Source organism: Sphaerimonospora cavernae, from assembly GCF_042435035.1.
In the GTDB taxonomy this organism is placed as follows: Bacteria; Actinomycetota; Actinomycetes; order Streptosporangiales; family Streptosporangiaceae; genus Sphaerimonospora; species Sphaerimonospora cavernae.
The window spans coordinates 38,457-61,269 of record NZ_JBHMQT010000009.1 but is presented as its reverse complement, the minus strand read 5'-3'; the positions used below and the strand labels follow the sequence as shown (position 1 = coordinate 61,269).

21 protein-coding genes and 1 tRNA gene are annotated in these 22,813 nt (G+C 70.1%); 3 read left to right on the top strand and 19 right to left on the bottom strand.

Features of this window, described 5'->3' with window-relative positions; translation table 11 throughout:
* Positions 1-139: 139 nt before the first annotated feature.
* A complete protein-coding gene (locus tag ACFHYQ_RS06640; RefSeq protein WP_394300188.1) occupies positions 140-1,258 on the top strand; it encodes a sensor histidine kinase in 1,119 nt (372 codons plus the stop codon).
* A gap of 92 nt (positions 1,259-1,350) precedes the next feature.
* Here ACFHYQ_RS06640 and ACFHYQ_RS06635 read toward each other — a convergent pair.
* The 15 genes from ACFHYQ_RS06635 to mfd all read right to left on the bottom strand — a co-directional run bounded on the left by ACFHYQ_RS06635 (position 1,351) and on the right by mfd (position 17,409).
* A tRNA-Leu gene (locus ACFHYQ_RS06635) sits at positions 1,351-1,423 on the bottom strand.
* Positions 1,424-1,581: 158 nt separating this feature from the next.
* Positions 1,582-2,934, bottom strand: a complete 1,353-nt coding sequence (locus ACFHYQ_RS06630) for an NAD(P)/FAD-dependent oxidoreductase (protein ID WP_394300187.1) — start codon at positions 2,932-2,934, stop codon at positions 1,582-1,584.
* 178 nt (positions 2,935-3,112) lie between these two features.
* A complete protein-coding gene (locus ACFHYQ_RS06625) occupies positions 3,113-3,919 on the bottom strand; it encodes a uracil-DNA glycosylase (protein ID WP_394300186.1) in 807 nt (268 codons plus the stop codon).
* A 56-nt stretch (positions 3,920-3,975) separates the two neighbouring features.
* Positions 3,976-5,223, bottom strand: coding sequence for an ATP-binding protein (locus tag ACFHYQ_RS06620; RefSeq protein WP_394300185.1), 1,248 nt, complete (start codon positions 5,221-5,223; stop codon positions 3,976-3,978).
* A gap of 134 nt (positions 5,224-5,357) precedes the next feature.
* Entirely contained in the window at positions 5,358-6,275 is a 918-nt protein-coding gene (locus ACFHYQ_RS06615) for a DMT family transporter (protein WP_394300184.1), read from the bottom strand.
* A gap of 32 nt (positions 6,276-6,307) precedes the next feature.
* Positions 6,308-7,060, bottom strand: coding sequence for an ArsR/SmtB family transcription factor (locus ACFHYQ_RS06610; protein WP_394300183.1), 753 nt, complete (start codon positions 7,058-7,060; stop codon positions 6,308-6,310).
* A 61-nt stretch (positions 7,061-7,121) separates the two neighbouring features.
* Positions 7,122-8,201: an HAAS signaling domain-containing protein gene (locus ACFHYQ_RS06605; RefSeq protein ID WP_394300182.1), complete on the bottom strand. Its 1,080-nt coding sequence runs from the start codon at positions 8,199-8,201 to the stop codon at positions 7,122-7,124.
* Positions 8,201-8,527: a PadR family transcriptional regulator gene (locus ACFHYQ_RS06600; protein WP_394300181.1), complete on the bottom strand. Its 327-nt coding sequence runs from the start codon at positions 8,525-8,527 to the stop codon at positions 8,201-8,203. Before ACFHYQ_RS06600 ends, ACFHYQ_RS06605 begins: the two co-directional genes overlap by 1 nt.
* A gap of 71 nt (positions 8,528-8,598) precedes the next feature.
* Complete coding sequence (locus ACFHYQ_RS06595) at positions 8,599-9,597, bottom strand: Ppx/GppA phosphatase family protein (RefSeq protein WP_394300180.1); 999 nt, start codon at positions 9,595-9,597, stop codon at positions 8,599-8,601.
* Positions 9,594-10,118: a DUF501 domain-containing protein gene (locus ACFHYQ_RS06590; protein WP_394300289.1), complete on the bottom strand. Its 525-nt coding sequence runs from the start codon at positions 10,116-10,118 to the stop codon at positions 9,594-9,596. Before ACFHYQ_RS06590 ends, ACFHYQ_RS06595 begins: the two co-directional genes overlap by 4 nt.
* A 21-nt stretch (positions 10,119-10,139) precedes the next feature.
* A complete protein-coding gene (locus ACFHYQ_RS06585) occupies positions 10,140-10,559 on the bottom strand; it encodes an FtsB family cell division protein (RefSeq protein ID WP_394300179.1) in 420 nt (139 codons plus the stop codon).
* Positions 10,560-10,584: 25 nt separating this feature from the next.
* Positions 10,585-11,865 carry a phosphopyruvate hydratase gene (gene eno, locus ACFHYQ_RS06580; protein ID WP_394300178.1) on the bottom strand — a complete coding sequence of 427 codons (1,281 nt, stop codon included), beginning with the start codon at positions 11,863-11,865 and terminating at the stop codon, positions 10,585-10,587.
* 81 nt (positions 11,866-11,946) lie between these two features.
* Positions 11,947-12,996: a nucleoside triphosphate pyrophosphohydrolase gene (gene mazG / locus ACFHYQ_RS06575; RefSeq protein ID WP_394300177.1), complete on the bottom strand. Its 1,050-nt coding sequence runs from the start codon at positions 12,994-12,996 to the stop codon at positions 11,947-11,949.
* Between the two features lie 192 nt (positions 12,997-13,188).
* A complete protein-coding gene (locus tag ACFHYQ_RS06570) occupies positions 13,189-13,839 on the bottom strand; it encodes a SurA N-terminal domain-containing protein (protein WP_394300176.1) in 651 nt (216 codons plus the stop codon).
* 72 nt (positions 13,840-13,911) lie between these two features.
* A complete protein-coding gene (mfd, locus tag ACFHYQ_RS06565; protein ID WP_394300175.1) occupies positions 13,912-17,409 on the bottom strand; it encodes a transcription-repair coupling factor in 3,498 nt (1,165 codons plus the stop codon).
* 175 nt (positions 17,410-17,584) lie between these two features.
* Between mfd and ACFHYQ_RS06560 the strand changes: the two genes are divergently transcribed.
* Positions 17,585-18,343 carry a class I SAM-dependent methyltransferase gene (locus ACFHYQ_RS06560; protein ID WP_394300174.1) on the top strand — a complete coding sequence of 253 codons (759 nt, stop codon included), beginning with the start codon at positions 17,585-17,587 and terminating at the stop codon, positions 18,341-18,343.
* 79 nt (positions 18,344-18,422) lie between these two features.
* Positions 18,423-19,673: an adenylyl-sulfate kinase gene (gene cysC, locus ACFHYQ_RS06555; RefSeq protein WP_394300173.1), complete on the top strand. Its 1,251-nt coding sequence runs from the start codon at positions 18,423-18,425 to the stop codon at positions 19,671-19,673.
* Between the two features lie 44 nt (positions 19,674-19,717).
* On the opposite strand, the gene ACFHYQ_RS06550 is transcribed toward cysC, so the two are convergent.
* The 4 genes from ACFHYQ_RS06550 to ACFHYQ_RS06535 form a co-directional block, all read right to left on the bottom strand.
* Complete coding sequence (locus ACFHYQ_RS06550; protein ID WP_394300288.1) at positions 19,718-19,867, bottom strand: M48 metallopeptidase family protein; 150 nt, start codon at positions 19,865-19,867, stop codon at positions 19,718-19,720.
* A 116-nt stretch (positions 19,868-19,983) separates the two neighbouring features.
* Positions 19,984-20,874 (bottom strand): hypothetical protein, encoded by an 891-nt coding sequence (locus ACFHYQ_RS06545; protein WP_394300172.1) that lies wholly within the window; start codon positions 20,872-20,874, stop codon positions 19,984-19,986.
* 8 nt (positions 20,875-20,882) lie between these two features.
* Positions 20,883-21,395 carry an RNA polymerase sigma factor gene (locus ACFHYQ_RS06540; RefSeq protein WP_394300171.1) on the bottom strand — a complete coding sequence of 171 codons (513 nt, stop codon included), beginning with the start codon at positions 21,393-21,395 and terminating at the stop codon, positions 20,883-20,885.
* A gap of 74 nt (positions 21,396-21,469) precedes the next feature.
* A complete protein-coding gene (locus tag ACFHYQ_RS06535) occupies positions 21,470-22,609 on the bottom strand; it encodes a glycoside hydrolase family 26 protein (RefSeq protein WP_394300170.1) in 1,140 nt (379 codons plus the stop codon).
* Between the last annotated feature and the right edge of the window lie 204 nt (positions 22,610-22,813).

The window sequence follows — 22,813 nt, the reverse complement described above, 5'->3', positions numbered from 1 at the left end:
GGTAGGTCCAGGTCGAGTCGCACCGGCGAGGCGGTAGGCGTCGAGCATGTCCCGGCCTGTCACAACCGGCATCGTCGGGATAGCGAGCACACCGTCGGGAGGACGTCGGATGCGAGTCATCCAATCACCATCGGAGCATATGCGGTTATCTGTCCGCCACATGCGCCCGCAGTCCCTCCGCGGCCATATCACGGCCTTCGCCACCTTGCTGGCGGCGGTGCTGATGATCCCGGCCGCCGTGCTCGGAACAATCGTGACCCACCATGCGTTGTTCTTCGCTACTCAGGCAGTCATCGTGATCGCGTTGATGGGCTGGGGTGTGTGGAAGGTGGCCGGCCGCGTCCTCCGGCCGATGGAGACCATCCGCGCCGATCTCGCCGCCATCAACGTACATGACCTGAGCACGCGGGTACCCGAACCATCGGGGGAGGACGAGATCGCCAAGCTCGCCCGCACCGTGAACAGCACGCTGAGCCGCATCGAGCAGGCCGAGGAGATCACCATGCGCACACTCCAGTCTCAGCGACAGTTCGCCGCCGACGCCTCCCACGAGTTGCGTACCCCCCTGGCCGGGCTGCGGGCGCAGCTCGAAGAGGCGAGGCTCCATCCGGACCAGACCGACGTGCGGGAGATGGCCGAGCTCGCCCTGCGCGACGTCGAGCGACTACAGGCGATCATTTCCGACCTGCTCCTGCTGGCCCGGGTGTCGACAAGCGGGCCCGCCGAGCGACGGCCCGTCGATCTGACCGAACTGGTGCAGGACGAGGTCTGTCAGCGAGGAGGCCGGATCCAGCCACGGCTGGATCTCGAGGAGGATGTCATGGTCAGTGCCGTCCCCGGTTACCTCGGCCGGCTGCTGGGCAATCTGCTGGACAACGCCCAGCGGCATGCGACGAACGCCATCGAGGTGACGCTGCGCAAGGAGGGTCCCGACGCGGAACTGATCGTCCGCGACGACGGCGAGGGCATCCCTTCGGAGGAGCACGAACGCGTCTTCGAGCGTTTCATGCGGCTCGACACCGCACGCAGCCGGGACCGCGGCGGCACCGGACTGGGCCTCGCCATCGCCCGCGACATCGCCGTCTCGCATGGCGGGAAGTTACATGCGGAAGACTCACCACTCGGCGGTGCCGAATTCGTGCTCCGCCTTCCCCTCATGGCACCGCCTCTCGGGCCGTACTCCACCGTCGACAGCGCCACGCCCCGCTGCGACAGCCGTACGCGAGGGCCCGGCCGACCTCACCGGGCCCATCCCTGACCAGTACGGCACCGAACCATCTGAGCACCCCCGAACGAGCCCGTGATCTCGCCGCCGAGGTCACGGGCTCTTCCTGGGAGCGTCAACGCGAGTGCCCCCGGTGGGACTCGAACCCACACCACAGCCCTTTTAAGGGGCTTGCCTCTGCCATTGGGCTACGGGGGCGTCGCGATCATATGTCAAGGATCAGTCATGTGTAACCGGTGGTGGCTTAGGTCGTGTTTCAAAAGCCATACCTTGCTCACGCGTCCCGGCCGGGACCGCGCCCCGTGCTCGTCACGCGGGCCCGCCGGAACGTTGCGAAGCAGCCCATGGGAGCACTTCTAGGACGTCTTCACCTGGGCGGCCTGTCCCCCCTTCCTGGCCGCGGCGGCCCGGAACACGTCGCGCGGGTGCTCGATCTCGCCCAGCGAGATGGTCTCCCTCTTGAAGAACAGCGCGAGCGTCCAATCTGCCACTACCCGGACCTTTCGGTTTAAGGTTGGCACTCGCGACAGATGGTACGTTCTGTGCATAAACCAGGCAGGAAAGCCACGAAGCTTCATGCCGTAGACGTTCGCGACACCCCGGTACAGGCCGAGACCTGCGACCGATCCGGCGTACTTGTGCCGATAGTCCTTCAGCTTCCGACCGCGCAGGTATGCCGTGATGTTGTCGCCGAGAACCCGGGCCTGCCGTACGGCGTGCTGGGCGTTGGGCGCGCAGTAGCGGCCGGCGTTGGTGATGTCGGGTACGCCGGCGATGTCACCGGCCGCGAAGGCCCCCTTGACCCCGGCGATGGTCAGCCGGGCGGTCGTCTTGATCCGTCCGCGCTCGTCGAGAGGCAGGTCGGTGGAGTCGACGACCGGGCTGGGCTTCACCCCGGCGGTCCACACGATCGTCGCCGACTCGAACTCGTCGCCGTCGGAGGTCTTGACGAGGCCGCCCACGCAGGAGTTCAGCCGGGTCTCCATCTTCAGCTCGATGCCGCGTTCGCGGAGCTGCTCGGCCGTCCACTCGCCCATTTCCGGGCCGACCTCGGGCAGGATGCGGTCGCTGGCCTCGATGAGGACCCAGCGCAGATCGCTCTTCTGGATGGCCGGGTAGTACTTGATCGAGTCCTCGGTCATGTCCTCGAGCTCGGCGAGGGCCTCGATGCCCGCGAAACCGCCGCCGACCACGACGAAGGTGAGTGCGCGGCGGCGCACGTCCGGGTCGTCGGTCGAGTCGGCGCGGTCGAGCAGGGCGAGGACCCGGTTGCGCAGCGCGATGGCCTCGCCGATGGTCTTGAAGCCGATCGCGGCGTCGGCCAGGCCGGGGATGGGCAACGTGCGCGAGATCGAGCCGGCCGCCATGACGATGACGTCGTACTCGATGTCCCGCGAGTGGCCGACGGCCGGTTCGAAGACCAGCGTCCTGGCCGCGTGGTGCACCTTGGCGACTCTGCCGTTCAGGACGCGGACCTTGGGCAGCACCCGGCGGAGCGGGGCCACGACGTGGCGCGGGGAGATGTTGCCCGCCGCCGCCTCGGGGAGGAACGGCTGGTAGGTCATGTAGGACTGCGGGTCGATCAGCGTGATCCGCACGCTCCCATCGCGGAGCTCCGCGCGCAGCGTGCGCTGGAGGCGCAGGCCGGTGTAAAGGCCCACGTATCCACCGCCGACGATGACGATGTGCTTCGGCTTGCGGTTCACCATGCTCCCGCCCTCCCTTGTGAATCTATTCACAAGCTTAGGTCACGAATTGACATCCGCGCCAGCCCGCCTTGAGGGAAGTTGTGTGATTTTTCTGATAAGCGGGCATGATGTCGGGTTTTAGCAGGTAGAAGAACTATAGAACTTCCGGCCGTGACCGATTTCACACTCGTGAAGCAGTTCACAAGCTCGGCTTTCCGGCGATCTGGACGGCCCTGGCGAACACCGCGTCGAGCATCTCCGCCGTGACCCGGCCGGTGAACGTGTTCTGCTGACTGGGGTGATAGCAGCCGAGCAGCGTCACCGAGGCCGTGCCGTACGAGATGGGGACCTCCACCCCGTGCCCGAAGCGCGGCCGGCGCGGCGGCAGCGTGAAGCCGGCCTCCCGTAGCGCGGGCCAGACCGCCTGCCAGGCGAAGCCGCCGAGCGCCACGATGACCCGGGTCGACTCGGCCGTCATCGCCAGCTCCCGGGCCAGCCAGGGGAAGCAGGCGTCCCGCTCCTGCGGGGTCGGCTTGTTCGCGGGCGGCGCGCATCGGACCGCCGCCATCATCCGCGCCCCGACCAGCCGCTGGCCGTCACCCGCGTGGGTGCTCGTCTCCTGGGCCGCGAGGCCGGTGCGGTAGAGCGAGGCGAACAGCCAGTCACCGCTGCGGTCCCCGGTGAAGATCCGGCCCGTACGGTTCCCACCGTGCGCTGCCGGGGCGAGCCCGACGATGAGCGTGTGCGGCCGGTCGTCGCCCCAGCCGGGGATCGGGCGGCCCCAGTAGGTCTCGGTGGCGAACGCCCGCCGTTTCGTGTCGGCGACGGCCTCCCGCCACTCCACCAGCCGGGGGCAGGCCCGGCAGACCGACTGGCGGGCGGTCAGCTCCGCGACCGTACGGCTCTCGCCGGCGAGCTTGGCCACCTCGAGGGCGTCATGGGCGACGGGGGTGTCGGGCCCGGCGGGGTCGTCCGGCCAGCCGGATCCGGGAGGAACAGCACTCATGCCATCGATCGTGCCAGGTCACCAGCCATGCCCAGGACGAGAACCTCAGGAGCAGCTCAGCCCGCCTCCCACAGGTAGGAGAGCGGGATGGAGGTGAGCCGGTCACCGAACGGCAGCGGCGTCTCGCCGAAGCCGACAACGAACCCGTGGACGAACGCGTCCCCGAGCTTGTCACGGAGATCAGCCAGATGCCGGAAGGCGCCCCCGTCGACGGTCAGGCCCGATTTGATCTCGATCGCGACGACGCGCGCATCGGGCGTCTCGAGGATGACGTCGATCTCACGATTGTGATCACGGAAGTGCAGCAGCTCTGCCCGCGCACTCGACCAGGTCAGCTGCTTGCGTAGTTCGTTCACCACGAAGGTCTCCGTCAAGGGTCCACGCCGCCGGTCTTCGGGCCGCAGGAGGGCGTCGGCGTCGGCTCCGAGCAGGTGGCTCACCATTCCGGTGTCCGTCAGATGGATCTTCCGCCGCCGTTTGGCGCGGGTCGCATGACTCGTCGCCCATGGCGGCACCTCACGGATGAGGTTCGTCATCCTGAGAAACCCGATGTAGTCCTCGGTGGTGTGCCTGGCCAGCCCGAAGTCGGCGTTGATCTGGGACACGACGAGTTCGCTCGCGGTGCGGGCGGCCAGGATCGCCAGCAGGCGGGGTAGTTCGGCGGCGCGTCTGGCTCCGGTCAGGTCCGCGACGTCCCGCTGGGTGATCGTCTGGATGAGGCTGTCGAACCACATGGTCCTGTCCTCCGTCTCCAGCTTCACCGCCTCCGGATAACCGCCCGCGCACATGAGGTTCAGGTAGTCGAGCGGCCGGAACTTGGACGACGACCCCTGGCGCAGGCTTTCTGGATCGCGGAAGGCCACGTCTACGAATCCGTCCGGGGTTCCGTGCAGCTCGCCTTGGGAGAACGGCCACAGGTCGAGCAGTACGGCCCGGCCGGCGAGAGACTCCGACAGTCCCGGCACCGTGAGGAAGTCGGTCGAGCCGGTGAGGAGATACTGTCCCGGCTTCGGCTCGCGATCCACCTCGAATTTGATCGACCGGACAAGGGCATCGCCGCCGAACTGGATCTCGTCGATAGCCCGGGGCGGTGCCCCGTACTGGACGAACCCGGCCGGATCCACGAGTGCGGCGGCCAGTACCCTGCTGTCATCGAGGCTGCGGAAGGTCCCCGGACGATCAGCCAAGATCTGCCGGACCAGCGTCGTCTTGCCGCACTGACGCGGACCGGTGACGATCACAACGCGGAAGGCGTTGAGCGACCGCTCCACCCTCCTCCTGATCCGCCGACCCACCTCATTCATCACGCCTCCCGCGATGTCACCATTCCGGATCTATCTATGATGACAAGTTGAGCATGAGCCTACTGACAAATTCACACAGCTCCTATTGCTAAAAATGCACCTGGGGTCCGGGGCTGAGCTGGCGTCCCCCGGGCTTACCGATCTGACCTGGGTATCGCGAGGCGAGGGGGCACGGCGCAACGGCGGGAGATGGCCACGCCGGCCAGGCACAGGGCGCCGCCTGCCAGCGTGAGCGGGCCGGGCACCTCGTCGAGCAGCAGCCATGACATGACCACGACCAGCGCGGGCACCACGTAGGTGGTCGCGCCAAGGCGGCCGGCCGTAGTGCGGGCCAGGGCGAAGGCCCAGGTGGTGAAGGCGAGAGCGGTGGGGAAGACACCCAGATAGAGCATGTTGAGCGTCGCCGGTAGCGGGGCGCGGGCGGCCTCCGACACGAGGACGCCGGTGAAGGGCAGGCAGGCCACCGCGCCGATCGCACAGCCGAACGTGGTCACCTGCAGCGCACCGGCATGTCTGAGCGCCGGCTTCTGCGCGACCACGCCCCCGGCGTAGGACGCCGCGGCCACCAGGCAGAGCAGCACTCCGAGCACGGGCGCGCGACCGGCCCCGGACATCGAGACCCCCACGACCACCGCGCCGACGAAGGACACCGCGATGCCCGCCGACAGCGGGCGCGGCAGACCCTCCCCCAGCAGCCTGGCGCCAAGCAGCGCGATGAGGATCGGTCCGATGTTGACCACCATCGCAGCCGTGCCCGCGTCGACCTCGCGCTCGCCCCAGTTGAGCGCGACCATGTATCCGCCGAACCACAGGACCCCCGAGATGACGATGCCCGGCCAGGCGGCCCGCGCGGGCCATCCGGTACGGCGGACAAGGCTGATCACTCCCAGCACCAGGGTCCCGGCGAGGAGCCGTCCCAGCGCCAGGGCACCCGGCGAGTAGGCCGCACCGGCGCTGCGGATGGAGACGAAGGCCGAGGCCCAAAGCACGACCGTGACGCCCGCGGCCGCCGCGGCGGGCCAGGCCGCCCGCCGACGCGATGAGATTTCCATGCGGCGAAGCTAAGCCGCGATCGTTTCGGTGTTCAGCGAAGCGTTTCCGGGCTGATGCCCAGGAGTTCCGCCAGTGCCCGTTCACCACCGGGCGTCACCTTCACCGCCCGGCCGGAACCTATTCGTACGCACCATCCCGCGTCGAACGCGTGGCGGCACAGTTCGGCCCCGGCCGTACCCGCGAGATGCGGCCTGCGCTCGGTCCAGTCCAGGCAGCCGCGCGCGAGTGGCCGCCGGGCCCGTTGCCGCGTCAGGGCCATGCCCTGCTCGCCGAACCAGCGCAGCCCCTCGTCGGTGAGCGCGAACCCGGTGTCCTGCCGCAGCAGCCCGCGCTCGGTCATCGCCTCGGTGATGGCGATGCCGAGCCGCCCGGCGAGGTGGTCATAGCAGGTGCGCCCACGCGCGAGGGCGTTGCCCGCGCTCACGGCTCGGAGCGTGTGCGGCCCTTCCTCCGCGGGCTTCGTTGCCGTTTGTACGGCATGCCCGGCCAGGTCCTCGATGAGGTGGGCGATCTCCGGATCCGCCAGCCGTACGTAACGGTGACGGCCCTGCCGTTCCTCGGCGAGCAGCCCGCCCTCGACGAGCCTGCCGAGGTGTTCGCTGGTGGTGGAGGCGGCCACGCCGGCATACCGCGCGAGCTCGCTCGCCGTCCACGCGCGGCCGTCGAGAAGCGCGAGACAGAACGCCGCCCGGGTTTCGTCGGCGAGCAGGGCGGCCATCGCGGCGAGACGGGCCCCCACGCGCTGCGCACGAGCCGCGCCGACTGGACCTTCTGTACGAGCCATGCCCCCAGCATGCGTCACACCCACTTCGGCCACGACCGAACGTCGTCCACCGGGCCGGTCGTCAGCGACGGCTCCTGCCGGGGCTCGGCGACGGCGACGGCGTCGGCTCGGCAGTCGGCTCGGCGGTCGGCTCAGGTGTCGGCTCAGGTGTCGGCTCAGGTGTCGGCTCGGCAGTCGGTGAGGGAGACGCATCGGGCGCCCCCTCCGGGGTGGCCGCGGGCGTCGGCGTGGGCATCGCCGAGGACGGGACGCAGGTCGGTCCCTCGGTCAGCGACAGGTCCCCATCCTCCTCGACGGGCCGGAGCGGCAGAGGATAGGCGTTGCGGATCGGCGGTTCGCCGTCACAGGGGATCGCGAGCTGCTGGTCGTGCATCTCCGGGTCGACCGTGGTGATCGGCCGACCGGCCTGGTCGTAGAGCCGCACGTTGCGCAGCGGGGTGCCGTCCTCGGCGTACGGGAAGATGTTGTACACGTCGCTTTCGCCGAACGTGGCGGCGTTCGCCACCCACACGTTCCCGGACGAACGCGGCGGGTCGTTGTCGAGGGCGACGTACGATGGCCGTCGGACGTCCGCCAGCGCGATGAGCACCAGGAACACGGCCAGCGCGTTCCCCCCGAGCAGCAGCAGCCGTCCCCAGGTCCGCGCCGCCGGACGCGTGGACCGGCCCAACCACACCGAAGCCCAGATGACGGCGAGCGTGAACACCCACTCCGCCAGATCGTCGGGAAGGTATCCGGGAGTGGGGAACTGGGCCAGCACGCCTATGGCGATCGCGTAACCGCGCAGCACCCACCAGGCGGGACGCAGCTCCGGTGCGAACGCCGCCGCCTGCCGGTAGGGCGGCAGTCGGAGCAGCCGGTCATGCACCCCTCTCGCCGTGGCGGTCACCCGTCTGCCCATCCGACCGACGATGGGCGGTTTCTCGTTCCGGGTCCGCCCCCCGTAGGCGGCCCGTAACTCCGCGGCGTACGCCTCGGGAGAGCCCAGACGTTCTTCCAGGGGCAGCCCGTGCTCGGCCGCGACCTCCGCGAGGTGATCGTCGAGGTCTTCCAGCAGAGCCTCCCGGTCCTTCGCCGGCAGGTCGGCGAGGGCCTCGCGCACGGCATCGGCGTACGCCTTGGGGGTCATCGGGGAATTCATCACGAAGGGACCTCCTTGAGCAGGTCGTTCATGGTGTTGGAGAACGACCGCCATGTCTTGGCCGAGGAGTCGAGGAGCGACCGGCCCACGTCGTTGAGGCCGTAGTACTTGCGGTGCGGTCCCTCGTCGGAGGCGACCACGTAGGAGGTGAGCGCACCGGCCCGGAAGAGCCTGCGGAGCGTTCCGTACACGGAGGCGTCGCCGACGTCCTCCAGCCCGGCCTCACGCAGGCGGCGCACGACGTCGTAGCCGTAACCGTCACGCTCGGCGAGCACCGCGAGCACGGCGAGGTCGAGGACGCCTTTGAGGAGCTGACTGCTGTCCACGCATCGCACACTACTGCGCAATGCATAATAGCGGCAAGATCTCCGCCCTGAGAGAGGAGAAGACGGTGAGGTCAGACGAGAGACCAGGCGATGCCGTCGAGGATGTCGTGCTCGCTGACGACCACCTCGCGGAAGCCGTACCGGCCGACGATGCGGCCCAGGATGAGCGCACCGGCGCCGATGACGTCGACCCGGCCGGGGTGCATGACCGGGACGGCCGCCCGCTCCTCGTGGGTCATCCGCAGCAGCCGGGCGCTCACCTCGTGGACCCGCTCGGCGGGAATGCGGGAGTGGTGGATCCGGGCCGGGTCGTACGCGGGCAGGCCGAGCGCGATGCCCGCGACCGTGGTGACCGAGCCGGCCAGGCCGACCAGCGTACGGGCGTTCCGTACCGGGACCGCGGCCTCCACCCGGTCCATGGCCGCCTCGATGTCCGTGATCGCGGCCTGTACGGCCTCGCGGCTCGGCGGGTCGCCCGCCGACGTGAGATGCCGCTCGGTCAGCCGGACGCAACCGATGTCGACGGACATGGCGCCGGTGACGACGCCCTCGGCCGTCCCCGCGACTGTGCCGACGACGAACTCCGTCGAACCGCCGCCGATGTCCACCACCAGGTACGGCCCCTCCGCGGCCTCTTCGGCTCCCTCGGCGGCCAGACCGCGGGTGGCGCCGGTGAACGACAGCCCGGCCTCCTCCGCCCCGGTGACGACCTCGGGTTCGACGCCGAAGATCTCGCGGACCCCCGACACGAAGTCGGCCCGGTTCGCGGCGTCACGGGTCGCCGAGGTGGCGACCACGCGTACGGGCATCCCCACCGGCGTTCGAGCAGGCTCATCGCCCGGCGCGGCGTGCTCCCTGATCAGCTTGGCGTAGCCGCGCATCGCGGCGAACGTGCGCTCCAGCGCCTCCGGCGCGAGCCGTCCGGTCCGGTCCACGTCCTGGCCGAGCCGTACGATCTCCATCCGCCGCTCGACATCGGTGAGCCGCTCGCCCGAGCTGCCCGCGATGATGTCCGCGATGAGAAGCCGGACCGAGTTCGTCCCGCAGTCGATGGCCGCGACCCGCGTCATGAGTCCTCCTCTTCGCTGCCCGGGGCCGGGGCGGCGCAGGGGCCGTCGGCCCACCATTCGGGCAGGGCGTCGAGCGCCTCCCGACCGAACGGGTTGGCGCCGGGCACCGCGAGCTCGTGCGCGACCAGCGCGTGGAGGCACTTGACGCGGTCCGGCATGCCCCCGGCGGTCTGCGTGCCCCGAGGCAGCGGCTCCACGCCCTCCTCGTCGGCGGCGCCGTCCCGGCGGGCGAGGTAGTCCTCATGCGCCGCCAGGTAGGCGGCGGCCAGCTCGGGCTCCTCGGCGAGCCGATCCTGCATCCGCCGCATCAGCCCCGAGGCCTCCAGCGTGCCGATGGCCGACGCCGCCTTCGGGCAGGTCAGATAGAACAGCGTCGGAAACGGCGTGCCGTCGGGCAGCCGGGGCGCGGTCTCCAGCACGTCGGGAAGCCCACAGGGGCACCGGTGCGCCACCGCCCGCACCCCGCGCGGCGGCCGCCCGAGCTGCGCCCGCGCCGCCGCCAGGTCGGCCCGATCCACCACCACGTGGCACTCCCCCAGTCTCTAGTTCCGGCTCGCCGGAACGCTGTCGCGGCCCTGGTCCGCGGCCTCGACGGACTGCCACAGCGTGACGTACCACGCGGGCGGCTCCGGCTTCTTGCCGCCACCCTGGGGAGCGGACCCGGCCGGCTTCTGGTCGAGCACGACGTAGCACTTCGCGCCCGGCTCACAGTAGTGCAGCCGCTCCTTGAGCATCTGCTTGACGTACTCCGGGTCCTCGCGCTGCTTGCGCCGTTCCTCCAGCGTGCGCAGCCTGTGGAGGGCCTGCGTCTGCTCCTCCTCGAGCCGGGCGATCTCCCGCCGCTGGGCGATGACCTCCCGCGCCGGGTAGGCGAGGCTCATGGCGTTGGCGCAGACGACGACCGCGAGGATCGCCGCCCGCCCAGTCAGCTGCGGCCGTTTCAGCTGTGGTCGTTTCGCCAACGCCGATCAGCCACCCTCCGGCTCGTTATCCCTGGAAGCGGGGGAACGCGGAACGGCCGGCGAAGCGGGCGGCGTCGTCGAGCAGCTCCTCGATGCGCAGGAGCTGGTTGTACTTGGCCACCCGGTCGGACCGGGCCGGAGCGCCCGTCTTGATCTGTCCGCAGTTGGTCGCGACGGCGAGGTCGGCGATCGTGGTGTCCTCGGTCTCGCCGGAGCGGTGGCTCATCATGCAGCGGTAGCCGCTGCGGTGCGCCAGGTCGACCGCGTCGAGGGTCTCCGACAGCGTGCCGATCTGGTTCACCTTGACCAGCAGCGCGTTGGCGGCGCCGTCGCGGATGCCGCGCTCCAGCCGCTCGGGGTTGGTGACGAACAGGTCGTCGCCCACGAGCTGGACCTTGGCGCCGAGTGCGGTGGTGATGGCCTTCCAGCCCTCCCAGTCCTCCTCGTTCAGCGGGTCCTCGATGGAGACCAGCGGGTAGGAGCGGACCAGATCCTCGTAGAACGCGATCAGCTCGGCGGCCGACAGCCCCTTGCCGTCGATCGTGTAAACGCCCTCGGAGTGGAACTCGCTGGCCGCGACGTCGAGCGCGAGCGCGATGTCCTCGCCCGGGGTGAAACCGGCCTTCTCGATCGCCACCATGATCAGGTCGAGCGCGTCGCGGTTGGACGGCAGGTTCGGCGCGAAGCCGCCCTCGTCACCCAGGCCGGTGGCGTACCCCTTCTCCTTGAGCACGCCCTTCAGCGTGTGGTATGTCTCGGCGCCCATCCGCAGCGCCTCGGAGAACGTCTCCGCGCCGATCGGGGCGATCATGAACTCCTGGATGTCCACGTTGGTGTCGGCGTGCGCGCCGCCGTTCAGGATGTTCATCATCGGAACCGGCAGCAGGTGCGCGTTCGCCCCGCCGACGTAGCGGAACAGCGGCAGGTCGGCGCTGTCGGCGGCGGCCTTGGCGACGGCGAGGGAGACCCCGAGGATCGCGTTCGCGCCGATGCGGGCCTTGTTGGGCGTGCCGTCCAGGTCGATCATCGTCTGGTCGATGAGGCGCTGCTCCTCGGCGTCGAGGCCGATGATCTCCTCGGCGATCTCGTCGGTGACGCCGAGGACGGCCTTCTCGACGCCCTTGCCGAGGTAACGCCTCTTGTCCCCGTCGCGAAGTTCCACAGCCTCGAACTGGCCGGTGGAGGCGCCGCTCGGAACGGCGGCTCGGCCCGTGCTGTAGTCGTCCAGCAGGACCTCGACCTCGACCGTGGGGTTGCCCCGGGAGTCGAGGATCTCGCGGGCGGTAACGGCCTCGATGGCAGCCACGAACGCTCCTAGCAATATCGCGGACGGTTTGCCTACCGAGCCTATCGGTCTCTACTACTCAGTACGGCGAAGGCACCCCGATCACTGCGGGCTTCGTTCGCGCTCCCATTCCTCCACCCGGCGGCGGTACTCCCTGGCGGCCGCCCTCAGCTCGGCCTCGGGGTCGATCCCCGCCACCTGCGCCTGCCGTACCAGCTGGAAGAGCCGCGCGCCGGTGTCCGTGGGCAGGCCGTCGCCAAGCCCGTCAGTAACCGCGTCCGGCGCTCCGGCACGGCCGGCCCGGCGCAGCAGCTGGGCGGCGAGGGAGAGCGCGGGCTGGGCCATCGGCACGCCGCTGAGCGCCGACTTCGTCTCGCCCCTGGCGGCGCGCTCGGCCGCCTTGATCGCCTCCCAGTTGTCGCTGACCTCGGCGGCGCCGGACACCCTGACGTCGGCGAACACGTGGGGATGGCGGCGGATCAGCTTGTCCACGATCCCGGTGGCGACGTCGTCGATGTCGAACCCGTCGCCATCCTGCACCGACCTTTCCTGGGCCGACCTTTCTGCGCCCGTTCTCTCCTGGGCGATCCGGGCGTGGAAGACGATCTGGAGCAGCAGGTCGCCGAGTTCCTCCTGGAGCGCCCCGTAATCACCCCGGTCGATGGTGTCGAGCACCTCGTAGGCCTCCTCCACGAGGTACGGCACCAGCGACTCGTGAGTCTGCCCACGGTCCCAGGGACACTCACGTCTGAGGCGGTCCATGACCTGGACGAGATCGAGCAGTCTCGCCCCCGGCAGGTCGTAGGAGCCGGGTACGACCTCGATGACCGGCGGGTCGTCCAGGGCGAGGGCGGCGTGGCCGACGGCGCGCATGAACGCCTCGTCGCCGTCCTGCGCGGCCAGCCAGACGAGTTTCTCCGTACGGCTCCGGCGAGCGACGTCCGCCGGAGCCGAAATCGTGGCCGAAACCGCAGCCGAATCCGCGGCCAGGGCGATCACCTCGACCTTTATGCCCGCCTCGGCGAGGTAGGGCAGATAGGGGTGATCGGCGCGGCCGGTCAGCACCCGCCCATCGCTGAGCGCCTTCCAGGCCGCGGGCGTGAGCAGCCCCGGCGGCACCCGGGGCGAGGTCGTCACCACGATCAACGGCATGTCCCCACCCTAACCACCCCCACGCGTGATCTTGCGAATACCCGCAGACCACCCCACTGACCTGCCCGGCTACATTTCGTGATCTTGCAGAAACTCGCAGCAAGCCACCTTGACCAGGCAGGATGCCATCCGTGATCTTGCAATTGCAAGATCACGGCGGGTTGGGTTGGGTTGGGTTGTTTCTTTTTGGGGTCAGTCCTGGGGGACGGCCGCGGCGGGGGCGGCGGACTGGACGGCTCCGAAGCGGTCGTCGGCGAGGAAGATTCCCTGCTCGTGGTCGTACTTGCCGTAACGCGGGCTGAACTTGATCGGCACTGCCGCTTCGACCTCCTTGCCGAGCTTCTCCGCCGCGGTCCGCGGGTCGGCCGCGGCACCGGCCATCCGCGACCCCAGCTTCTGCTGGGTGAGCAGAGCGCGGATGACCGACCGGCCTTCCGACAGCGGGATGCCGTTCAGCAGCAGCATCTGGTTGACCGTCATGCCCTGCTGCTTGGCCTGGGTCTCGACGCCGATCAGCATGTCGTCGATCTCTCGATCGGTGACCTCGACGCCCTGCCCGCGGCCGTACTCGATCAACTGCCTGGTGGTGGCCATGGTGACCAGCACCTCACGGGGCCCGGGCAGCGGCGGAGTGGCGCGCTGCTTGTCCGCTCCGTCCAGGCCGTTTGCGGCCGCATCCTCATGCATGGACCGGACCGCGGCGTCAAGCTCGCTGGAGCTGACGCGTTCCTTGCCGACGATCGCCGCGGCACCGGCCTGCACGGGGGCGCAAGCGCTCAGCGGGCCGGCGGCGACCGCCGCGACCACGACCGCGGCCGCGACGCGCACACGGTACGACTTCACGTTCTGATCCTTCCGATAGCACCCGGCTGATGCCGATTTCTGGGACATCGCGGAGATTGCGAACGACCGCGGTCACTGTACCCGCATCGGCTCCAGGAACATGGCCTCGACCAGGTCCTCGCACCATTTGAGCAGGTCGAGGTCGCGCAGCGGCTGTCCGCCGATCGGCTTGGTACGCGGCACCGGCACCAGCAGGACGCCGGTCGCCTGCTTCAGGAGCGACTTGGGATAAAGCCGCTGCAACCGCACCTGCTGTGAATCTTTCAGCGACACCGGGGCGAACCTGATCTGCTGCCCCTGGAGCGTGACGTCCGTCAGCCCGGCCTCCCGGGCCTTCATCCGGAAGCGCGCCACCTCCAGCAGGTTCTCCACCTCCTGCGGCGGCCTGCCGTACCGGTCGGTCAGCTCGTCGCGCACCGCGGTCAGGTCGGCCTCGGTGCCGATCGCGGCGATCCGCTTGTAGGCCTCCAGCCGCAGCCGCTCCGACGTCACGTATCCGTGCGGCACGTGCGCGTTGATCGGCAGTTCGGCCCTGACCTCCGGCCGCTCCTCCACCTGCTCCACGCCGGCGAGCTTGGACTTCTGCTCCTGTACGGCTTCCGCCATCATCCGGACGTACAGGTCGAAGCCGACACCCGCGATGTGACCGGACTGCTCGGCCCCGAGGATGTTGCCGGCGCCGCGGATCTCCAGGTCCTTCATCGCGACGTACATGCCCGCGCCCATCTCGGTGTGCTGGGCGATCGTCGCGAGCCGCTCGTGCGCGGTCTCGGTCAGCGGCGCCTCCGGCGGGTAGAGGAAGTACGCGTACCCGCGCTCGCGGCCCCGGCCGACCCGGCCGCGCAGCTGGTGCAGCTGCGACAGGCCGTAGTTGTCGGCCCGGTCGACGATCAGCGTGTTGGCGTTCGGCACGTCGAGACCGGACTCCACGATCGTGGTGCAGACGAGCACGTCGAAGTCGCGCTCCCAGAAGTCCACCATGATCTTTTCGAGCTGGGTCTCGTTCATCTGGCCGTGCGCGACCGCGATCCGCGCCTCGGGGACCAACTCGTGCAGCCGCGCCGCGACCTTGTCGATGCTGCGCACCCGGTTGTGGACGAAGAACGTCTGCCCGTCGCGCATCAGCTCGCGCCGGATCGCCGCCGCGATCTGCTTCTCGTCGTACGGTCCGACGAACGTGAGGATCGGATGCCGCTCCTCGGGCGGGGTGAGGATCGTGGACATCTCCCGGATGCCGGTGAGGCCCATCTCCAGCGTGCGCGGGATCGGCGTGGCCGACATGGCGAGCACGTCCACCTGCGTGCGCAGGTGCTTCATGGCCTCCTTGTGCTCGACGCCGAACCGCTGCTCCTCGTCCACGATGATCAGGCCGAGGTCCTTGAACCTGACCTCCGGCGACAGCAGCCGGTGGGTGCCGACCACGACGTCGACGCCGCCCGACTTGAGGCCTTCGAGCGTCTGCTTCACCTCTCTGTCGGTCTGGAACCGGGAGATCGGCTTGACCGTGACGGGGAAGCTCGCGAACCGCTCGCCGAACGTGGACAGGTGCTGCTGCACGAGCAGCGTCGTCGGCACCAGCACCGCGACCTGCTTGCCGTCCTGCACCGCCTTGAAGGCGGCGCGCACCGCGATCTCGGTCTTGCCGTACCCGACGTCGCCGCAGATCAGCCGGTCCATCGGAGTCGGCCGCTCCATGTCGCGCTTGACCTCTTCGATCGCCTCGAGCTGGTCGTTCGTCTCGGCGTAGGGGAAGGCGTCCTCCATCTCCCGCTGCCAGGGCGTGTCCGCGCCGAACGGGTGACCCGGCGAGGCCATCCTGGCCGAGTAGAGCCTGATCAGCTCGCCGGCGATCTCCCTGACCGCCTTCCTGGCCTTGGTCTTGGCCTTGGCCCAGTCGGCGCCGCCCATCCGGTTGAGGGTCGGCGCCTCTCCCCCGACGTACCGGGTGACCTCGTCGAGCTGGTCGGTCGGCACGTAGAGCCGGTCGCCCCTGGCGTACTCGATCACGAGGTACTCGCGGGTCGCGCCCTGGATCGTGCGCTGCACCATCTCGACGTACCGGCCGACCCCGTGCTGCTCGTGTACGACATGGTCGCCGATCTTGAGCTGGAGCGGGTCGACCATGTTGCGCCGCCGCGACGGCAGCCGCCGCATGTCCTTGGTCGACGCCTTCTGCCCGACGAGGTCGAGATGGGTGATCACCGCCACGTCCGGGGTGATGAAGCCGTGGTCGATGCGGCCGGTGGTGACCCGCACCACGTCGCGGTCCGGCCGCCCGTCGAGCGCGGGCACGAGCCTGGCCGGCACGTCCACGCCCCTGAGCAGCTCGACCATGCGCTCGGCCGGGCCGTGGCCCTCACTGAGCAGGACGACGGCCTTGCCCGTGCCCAGCCAGCCCTTGATGTCGGCCAGCGCCCGCTGCGTGTCGCCGCGGTAGGCCTCCACGTCGTGGGCGTCCATCTCGGCGCCCTCGCCGAACGGCGCGATCGTCCACCACGGCCGGCCGATCTCACGGGCGTGGTCGCGGACCTCCTCCAGCGTCCGGAAGGCGGCCGCCCGCAGGTCGATCGGCGCCTCGCCGCCGGCCGCCGCGTTGATCCAGGACGCCTCCATGAACTCCTGGCTGGTCCGCACGAGTTCCACGGCCCGGGTCCGGATGCGCTCGGGGTCACAGACGAAGACCGCCGACCGCACCGGCAGATGATCGACGAGCAGGTCCATCGACCCGGCCAGCACCGGCGCCAGCGCCTCCATGCCCTCGACCGGCACGCCGTCGGCGAGCTGGTCCAGGACGTCCTTCAATGCCGGGTGCTCGTCCCCCAGGTCACGGGCGCGCCGCCGTACGTCGTCGGTGAGCAGGAGCTCCCGGCAGGGGGCGGCGAACACCCCTTCCTCGGCGATCTCGAGCGAACGCTGGTCGGCCACCTTGAACCAGCGGATCTCCTCGACCGAGTCCCCCCAGAACTCCAGCCGCAGCGGGTGCTCCTCGGTGGGCGGGAACACGTCGAGCAGGCCGCCGCGTACGGCGACCTCGCCGCGCTTCTCCACCATGTCCACGCGGTGGTAGCCGTTCTCGACCAGCCTCGTGACCACGTCGTCCAGGTCGGCGTCGTCACCGGCGCGCAGCCGTACCGGCTCCAACTCCCCCAGGCCCGACACGATCGGCTGCAGCAGCGAGCGGACCGGCGCCACGACGACCCGCAGCGGGCCGGCGTTCGGATCCCCCTGCACCGGGTGCGCCAGGCGGCGTAGTACGGCGAGGCGCTGGCCCACGGTGTCACTGCGCGGGGAGAGTCGTTCATGCGGCAGCGTCTCCCACGCCGGGAAGATCGCCACGGATGCCTCGTCGATGAGGCTGGTCAGCGCGGCGGCCAGGTCCTCGGCCTCACGCCCGGTGGCGGTGACGGCCAGCACGGGCCGTACGCGAGCGAGCGCGGCGACGGCGAACGGCCGCAGCGCGGGCGGCGCGACCAGTTCGGCGCCGGCACCCCCCGGCCCTCCGGAGTCCTCCAGCGCGGCGGCGAGCTTCGGTTCGGCGGAGACAAGGTCGAGCAGTCCGGAAAGAGACATCTATTGCCTTCTGCAGCCCCACGACGGCAAGCGAAACAACCCCGAGCCGAGATCGGACCGGGGGATTATCAGGCTATCCAGGCTACGCCTGTACGGGCACCGCCCGCGCGTACCGTCCAAATCTTGACGAGGCGAATCCACTGCCGATCGTACAAGCATGATTACTCTCGGTGTCATGTCTTCTCAGGTTCAATGGTCGTCCGTGGACCAGCGCGTGGATCAGGACGACGTGTTCAGCCAGCGGATCCGCGAACAGTGGACCGACCAGCTGGGCCGGCGGCTCGACATCCTCATCGCGGGATGCGGCCGGGACGGCGTCCTGGACGTCGGGCGGCACGAGCCTCGGGTCTGCGGGGTGGACGAGGATCTGCCCCCGCTGCGGGCCCATGCCGTCGATCGCAAGGACCTGGACGAGGTGCACCTGGGCGATCTGCGCCTGGTGCCGCTCCAGCCCCGCACGTTCGACGTGGTCTACGTGTCCTTCCTGCTGGAGCGCGTCCGCAACGCGGAGCTGGTCCTCGACCGGCTGGTCGCCGCGCTGCGGCCCGGCGGCCTGCTGCTGCTCAAGATGCGGGACCGGCGGTCGGCGTACGGCTTCTGCGCCCGGCTATGCGATCGTGCCGCCTCGCGATGGCTGCGGCGGATGCTGTGGCGCGGGCTGTCCCCGGCCGAATCCGTGGGGCCGCTCCCTGCGGTGTACGAGCCGCTGGCATCGCGCGAGGGCCTGCAGGCGTTCTGCCTGACCCGGGGACTCATGATCGCAGAGGATTACTCGGCGGTGAGCGGTCCGGCGCGGCAGGGGCCGCACCCCGGTCTGGTCGGCGCGGTCTGCCGGGCGGTGGCCGCGTTGTCGCGCGGCCGGCTCAACGGGACCGAGGACGAGATCGCCATGGTGATCCGCCGCCCCCAGAACCACTTCGCCCGCCTGATATGAACGCCCACTCGATGGTCTCCGCATGCCGTTGAATCCGGATAAGGTGCGTAGCCGACGGACCGATCGGAAGCGGTGACCCATGATCGAGTGGATTCCCGACGCCCGGGAGCTGGCCGACCTGGAGCTGCTGCTCTCCGGCGCCTTCGCCCCGCTGACGGGGTTTCTTACCGTCGCCGAGGCAGACGAGGTCATCGAGCACGGCCAGTTGCCCGACGGCGGCGCCTGGCCCGATCCCATCGCGCTCGCCCTCCCGGAGGAGATCCAACCCGAAGCCATCCGGCTCGGCGACCGGATCACGCTACGGGACCCCGAGGGCGCCGCGGTGGCCGTACTGACCGTGCGGGAACTGTCCGGAGACGGGGACGGGCACGGATATCACGTGGCCGGTCCGGTGGAGGCGCTGGACACGCCGGCGTACGGCCCGTTCGCCCGGCTGCGCCGTACCCCCGAGGAGGTCCGCAAGGAACTGCCCGAGGGGGAGATCCTGGCGGTGACCATGCGCGGGCCGCTGGACGGCACCGCGCTGGAGGACGTGGCGGCGACCGCGGAGGAGCTGGAAGCCACGATCGTGTTGCTGCCCCTCGTCTTCGGTGAGGGCGGCCCGGCGGTGGTGCGCGCCGCGCTCAAGGCGGCCGAGCGGCTGCCCGGCTCGACGGTGGTCGCCGTACCGCTCGCCCCGCGCGAGGACACCGAGATCGACCTGGAACTGCGCGAGCACGTGGCGCGCAACTACGGCGCGACCGAGCACTACGCGGGGCCGACGCCGGTCGCGATCCCCGGCCCGCCGCACCGCCGTGGGCTCGTGGTCTTCTTCACCGGGCTGTCGGGCTCGGGCAAGTCGACCATCGCCAGGGGCCTGCGCGACGCGCTGCTGGAGCGTGGCGGACGGACCGTCACCTACCTGGACGGCGACGTGGTCCGGCGGATGCTGTCGGCCGGGCTGACGTTCTCCCGGGAGGACCGCGACCGCAACATCCGGCGGATCGGCTTCGTGGCGGCCGAGGTCGCCCGGCACGGCGGCCTGGCCGTCTGCGCCCCGATCGCCCCGTACGCCGCGACCCGGGAGGAGGTCCGCGCCATGGCCGAGGAGGTGGGCGCCGACTTCCTGCTCGTCCACGTGGCCACCCCTCTGGAGGAGTGCGAGCGCCGCGACCGGAAGGGGCTGTACGCCAAGGCGCGGGCCGGGCTGATCCCGGAGTTCACCGGGATCAGCGACCCCTACGAGGAGCCCGACGACGCCGACCTCGTCATCGACACCACCGGCATGAGCGTCGAGCGTGCCGTGAGCACCGTGCTCGGCACCCTCACCTCCGGCGGCTGGATCCGCTGACCGGCCATCCGGTAGCCGGCAGGCCGAGGCCCGGCTCCATCAGCTCAGGGGAGCCACAGGTCGGGGCCGAGCCGCCGCAGCCGTTCCCGGGAGTCCGCATGGCCCGGCATCACCCGCTCGACCAGCCGCCAGAACTCCGCACCGTGATCGTGACGCCGCAGGTGGGCGAGCTCGTGCACGATCACGTAGTCGATCAGCGACGGGGAGTTGGTCCGGCAGGGGCAGGCACCGCCGGGGATGCACCGCGAGCAGTCTGCCGAACATCCCCAAAGCGAGCATCCACTTCCGCGCCATCATCCCAGGAACCCGCTCAGCCGGGGAGGTCGTACCACTGGGGAGCGGCGATCCCCTGCGGGTCGGGTGCCGGACCGGAGCCGGGGCCGGGGATCACGAAGAGATCGACGGTGTCGGAGCTGTGATGGCGGGACCCTTCGACGATCCAGTCGTCCCTGACCCGGTCGACTGGGACGGGCTGATCGAAGGAGCCGCCGTCGGGGCGGGTCCAGAGCAGGCGGTAGCCGACCTTCAGCCCGCGCCGCCCCGCCTCGGCACGTGCGGTCGCGACCGTCTTGCCATGCGTCGTGTAGCCGCCCAGCGCCTCCGCTCCGGAAGGATCGCGGGCGGGATCCTGTGCGTACGGTTCGCCCGGCCCGGCGGGGCGGCCGACCCCGAACACGACCTGGCCGGGGAAATCGGCGGGCATCCAGACCTTGCCGCAGAACGCCGAGGCGCACGGGGTCACCCGCTGCACCCCGATGCTGCCGTGCCATTTGAAGCCCTTGGGCACGATCGGGCCGATCAGGCCGCCCACCTCGGCCGGCGCCACCGGGACGACCTTCACGACGACGTCCAGCCCGACCGCGCGGAACGCCTCCTCGAAGCGCCGGTGGTCGGCGGCGGGATCGGTGATGGTGACGCTGAAATGGTCGTCGGTCTTCTTGATCGACACAGCCGCGTTGGCGTACTGGGTGGCCGGACCGCCCGGCAGGACACCGATGCCGATCGTAACGGCCGCCGCCACTGCGGCGATGGCCGCCGAGATCAGGACTGGCCGACGGGCGCGCCCTGGCCTCCGGGACAGCCGACTGCTCCGAACCTGGGTCGTCATGATCGCGTCGCGGAGCTCGCGCGCGCCGGGCCCCTGCGCCGGCGGGTGTGGCGCGAGGTCGATGGCCCGCACCAGGTTGTCGATGTCGTTCATGCCGCCGTTCATGCTTCCCCCATCGCGATTTCCGGGAAATGCCGCCGCTCCAACGTCGCCGTCAGGCGCCTGCGCGCGCGGTGCAGCCGGGTTCGGGCGGCGATCGCCGTACCTCCCACGACCTCCGCGATCTGCTCACCGGTCAGGCCCTCCCAGCAGGCCAGGGCCAGCACCTCGCGATCACGTTCGGGCAGTTCGTCGAAGGCCGCGCGCACATGCTCGAGTTCCACCGGCGTCACCGGGCGCTCGGCGGCCAGCTCCGCGCGCAGCCGCTCGGCGAGTGCCGCCCTGCGTACGGCGCCGCGCCGCTGGTTGGCCAGCACGCGGCGGGCCACGCCGTACAGCCAGAGCAGCGCCTTCTCGCCCTCGGGCACGTCGTCGACGCGCCGCCAGGCGGTGAGGAACGTCTCGGCGATGACGTCGGCGGTGTCATCAGGCGAGCCGGTACGGCGGGCGGCGTACTGATGTATCGCCGGGTAGTAGGCGTCATAGATCGCTTCGAAGCGATCTCGCTGTGACACGGGGTCTCCTCATCGAAAGGTGCCGGACACCCAGGTCAGTGTCCGGCGCTCTCCGATGTGTTGCAGACCGCCGCTCAGGCGGGCGGGACGGAGGGGGCGGTGAACTTCGGGTCGCGGGCCAGCCGGGAGAACGCCCTGCCGGCGCCCGGCGTGGTGTCGAAGCGGGTGTCTCCCCTGGACGCCACCGGCGAGTCGAAATAGACGAGCGCCTTGATCTGCGGGTAGTCGCCGATCTGCCGCTCGACCGAGGCGAAGAAGTCCCGCTTGTAGCGGGGCAGGCCGGGGCGTTCGAAGGCTCCCCACTCGGCGAGCATGATCGGTTTCGCCGGGAAGCGCCCCTGCATCCAGCGGTAGAAGCCCGGCCATTTCGGGCGATCGGACCGGGTCTGGCTCACCAGGCCCGCGAAGTCGCTCACCCTGCCGTCAGCGTAGGAATCGAAGGCCACCCAGTCGACCACGTCATCGCCCGGGTAGAGGCGGTCGAACCAGGGCTTGGACACCCAGACGGGCCCTCCCCTGTAGGTCATCACGATCACCGCGTTACGTACGCCCCGATTTCGCAGCCGGGTGACGACATGGCGATACATGGCCACATAGTCGGCGGCCGAGTAGCCGGCGCCGCGCCGTACGTCGGCCTCGGGCTCGTGCTGGATGGCCAGGAAGAACCGGCCGGGGAATGTCCGGACGATGTGGCGGGCCAGCCGGTCGATGCGCGCGTCCGCCTCTCCCCTCGCGATCTGCGCCCAGGTGCGGTCGGGCGCCGGCCTCCAGTTGATCAACAGCAGCCGGGGTCCCTTGGCTACCACACGCTCCTGCGGCGTCGGGAACAGTTCGTCACCACGGTGGTAGACGTGCACGATGTCGGCGTGGCGGCCCATCCGGCGCTCGGCCATCTCGGTCGCGCGCAACGGCCCCCGCCCGGAGAAGACGTCGGGCGCGATCCCCCACCACGCCCCACAGGTCGGGATGAGCTTGTCCGTCACCGCACAGGCGCCCGGCGTCGCACGCCCCGTGGGCCCGCCCACGCCCGTCGGCCCGCTTCCCCGTGCGTCCCTCCCCGCGCCGCCTGACGCCCCCGCCGACATGCCGTTCGAGGTGCCGCCCGACGCGCCCTCCGGCATACGCTCCGAGGTGCCGGACGCCACCGCGCACGCGGTGCACATCGCGAGGCATCCCCCCGCCATCAGTACGGCCAAGCCGACGACTCCCCGCATCGTGTCCCCTCTTCTCCGCAGCCCCCTGCGATTGGTCAGGATTCACCATTGCCCAACCGGTGAAGCCCCGGGACCGGTTTCCGCTATCTCGCCGAGGAAAAGTTGGCAGAAAATCATGAATAACCGGCAGGCAAAAGACCGTCTCGCCCTATAGTTCGGGACACGGAACCGAGGTAGGAGATGTTCATGAGTCTGCCACCGGAC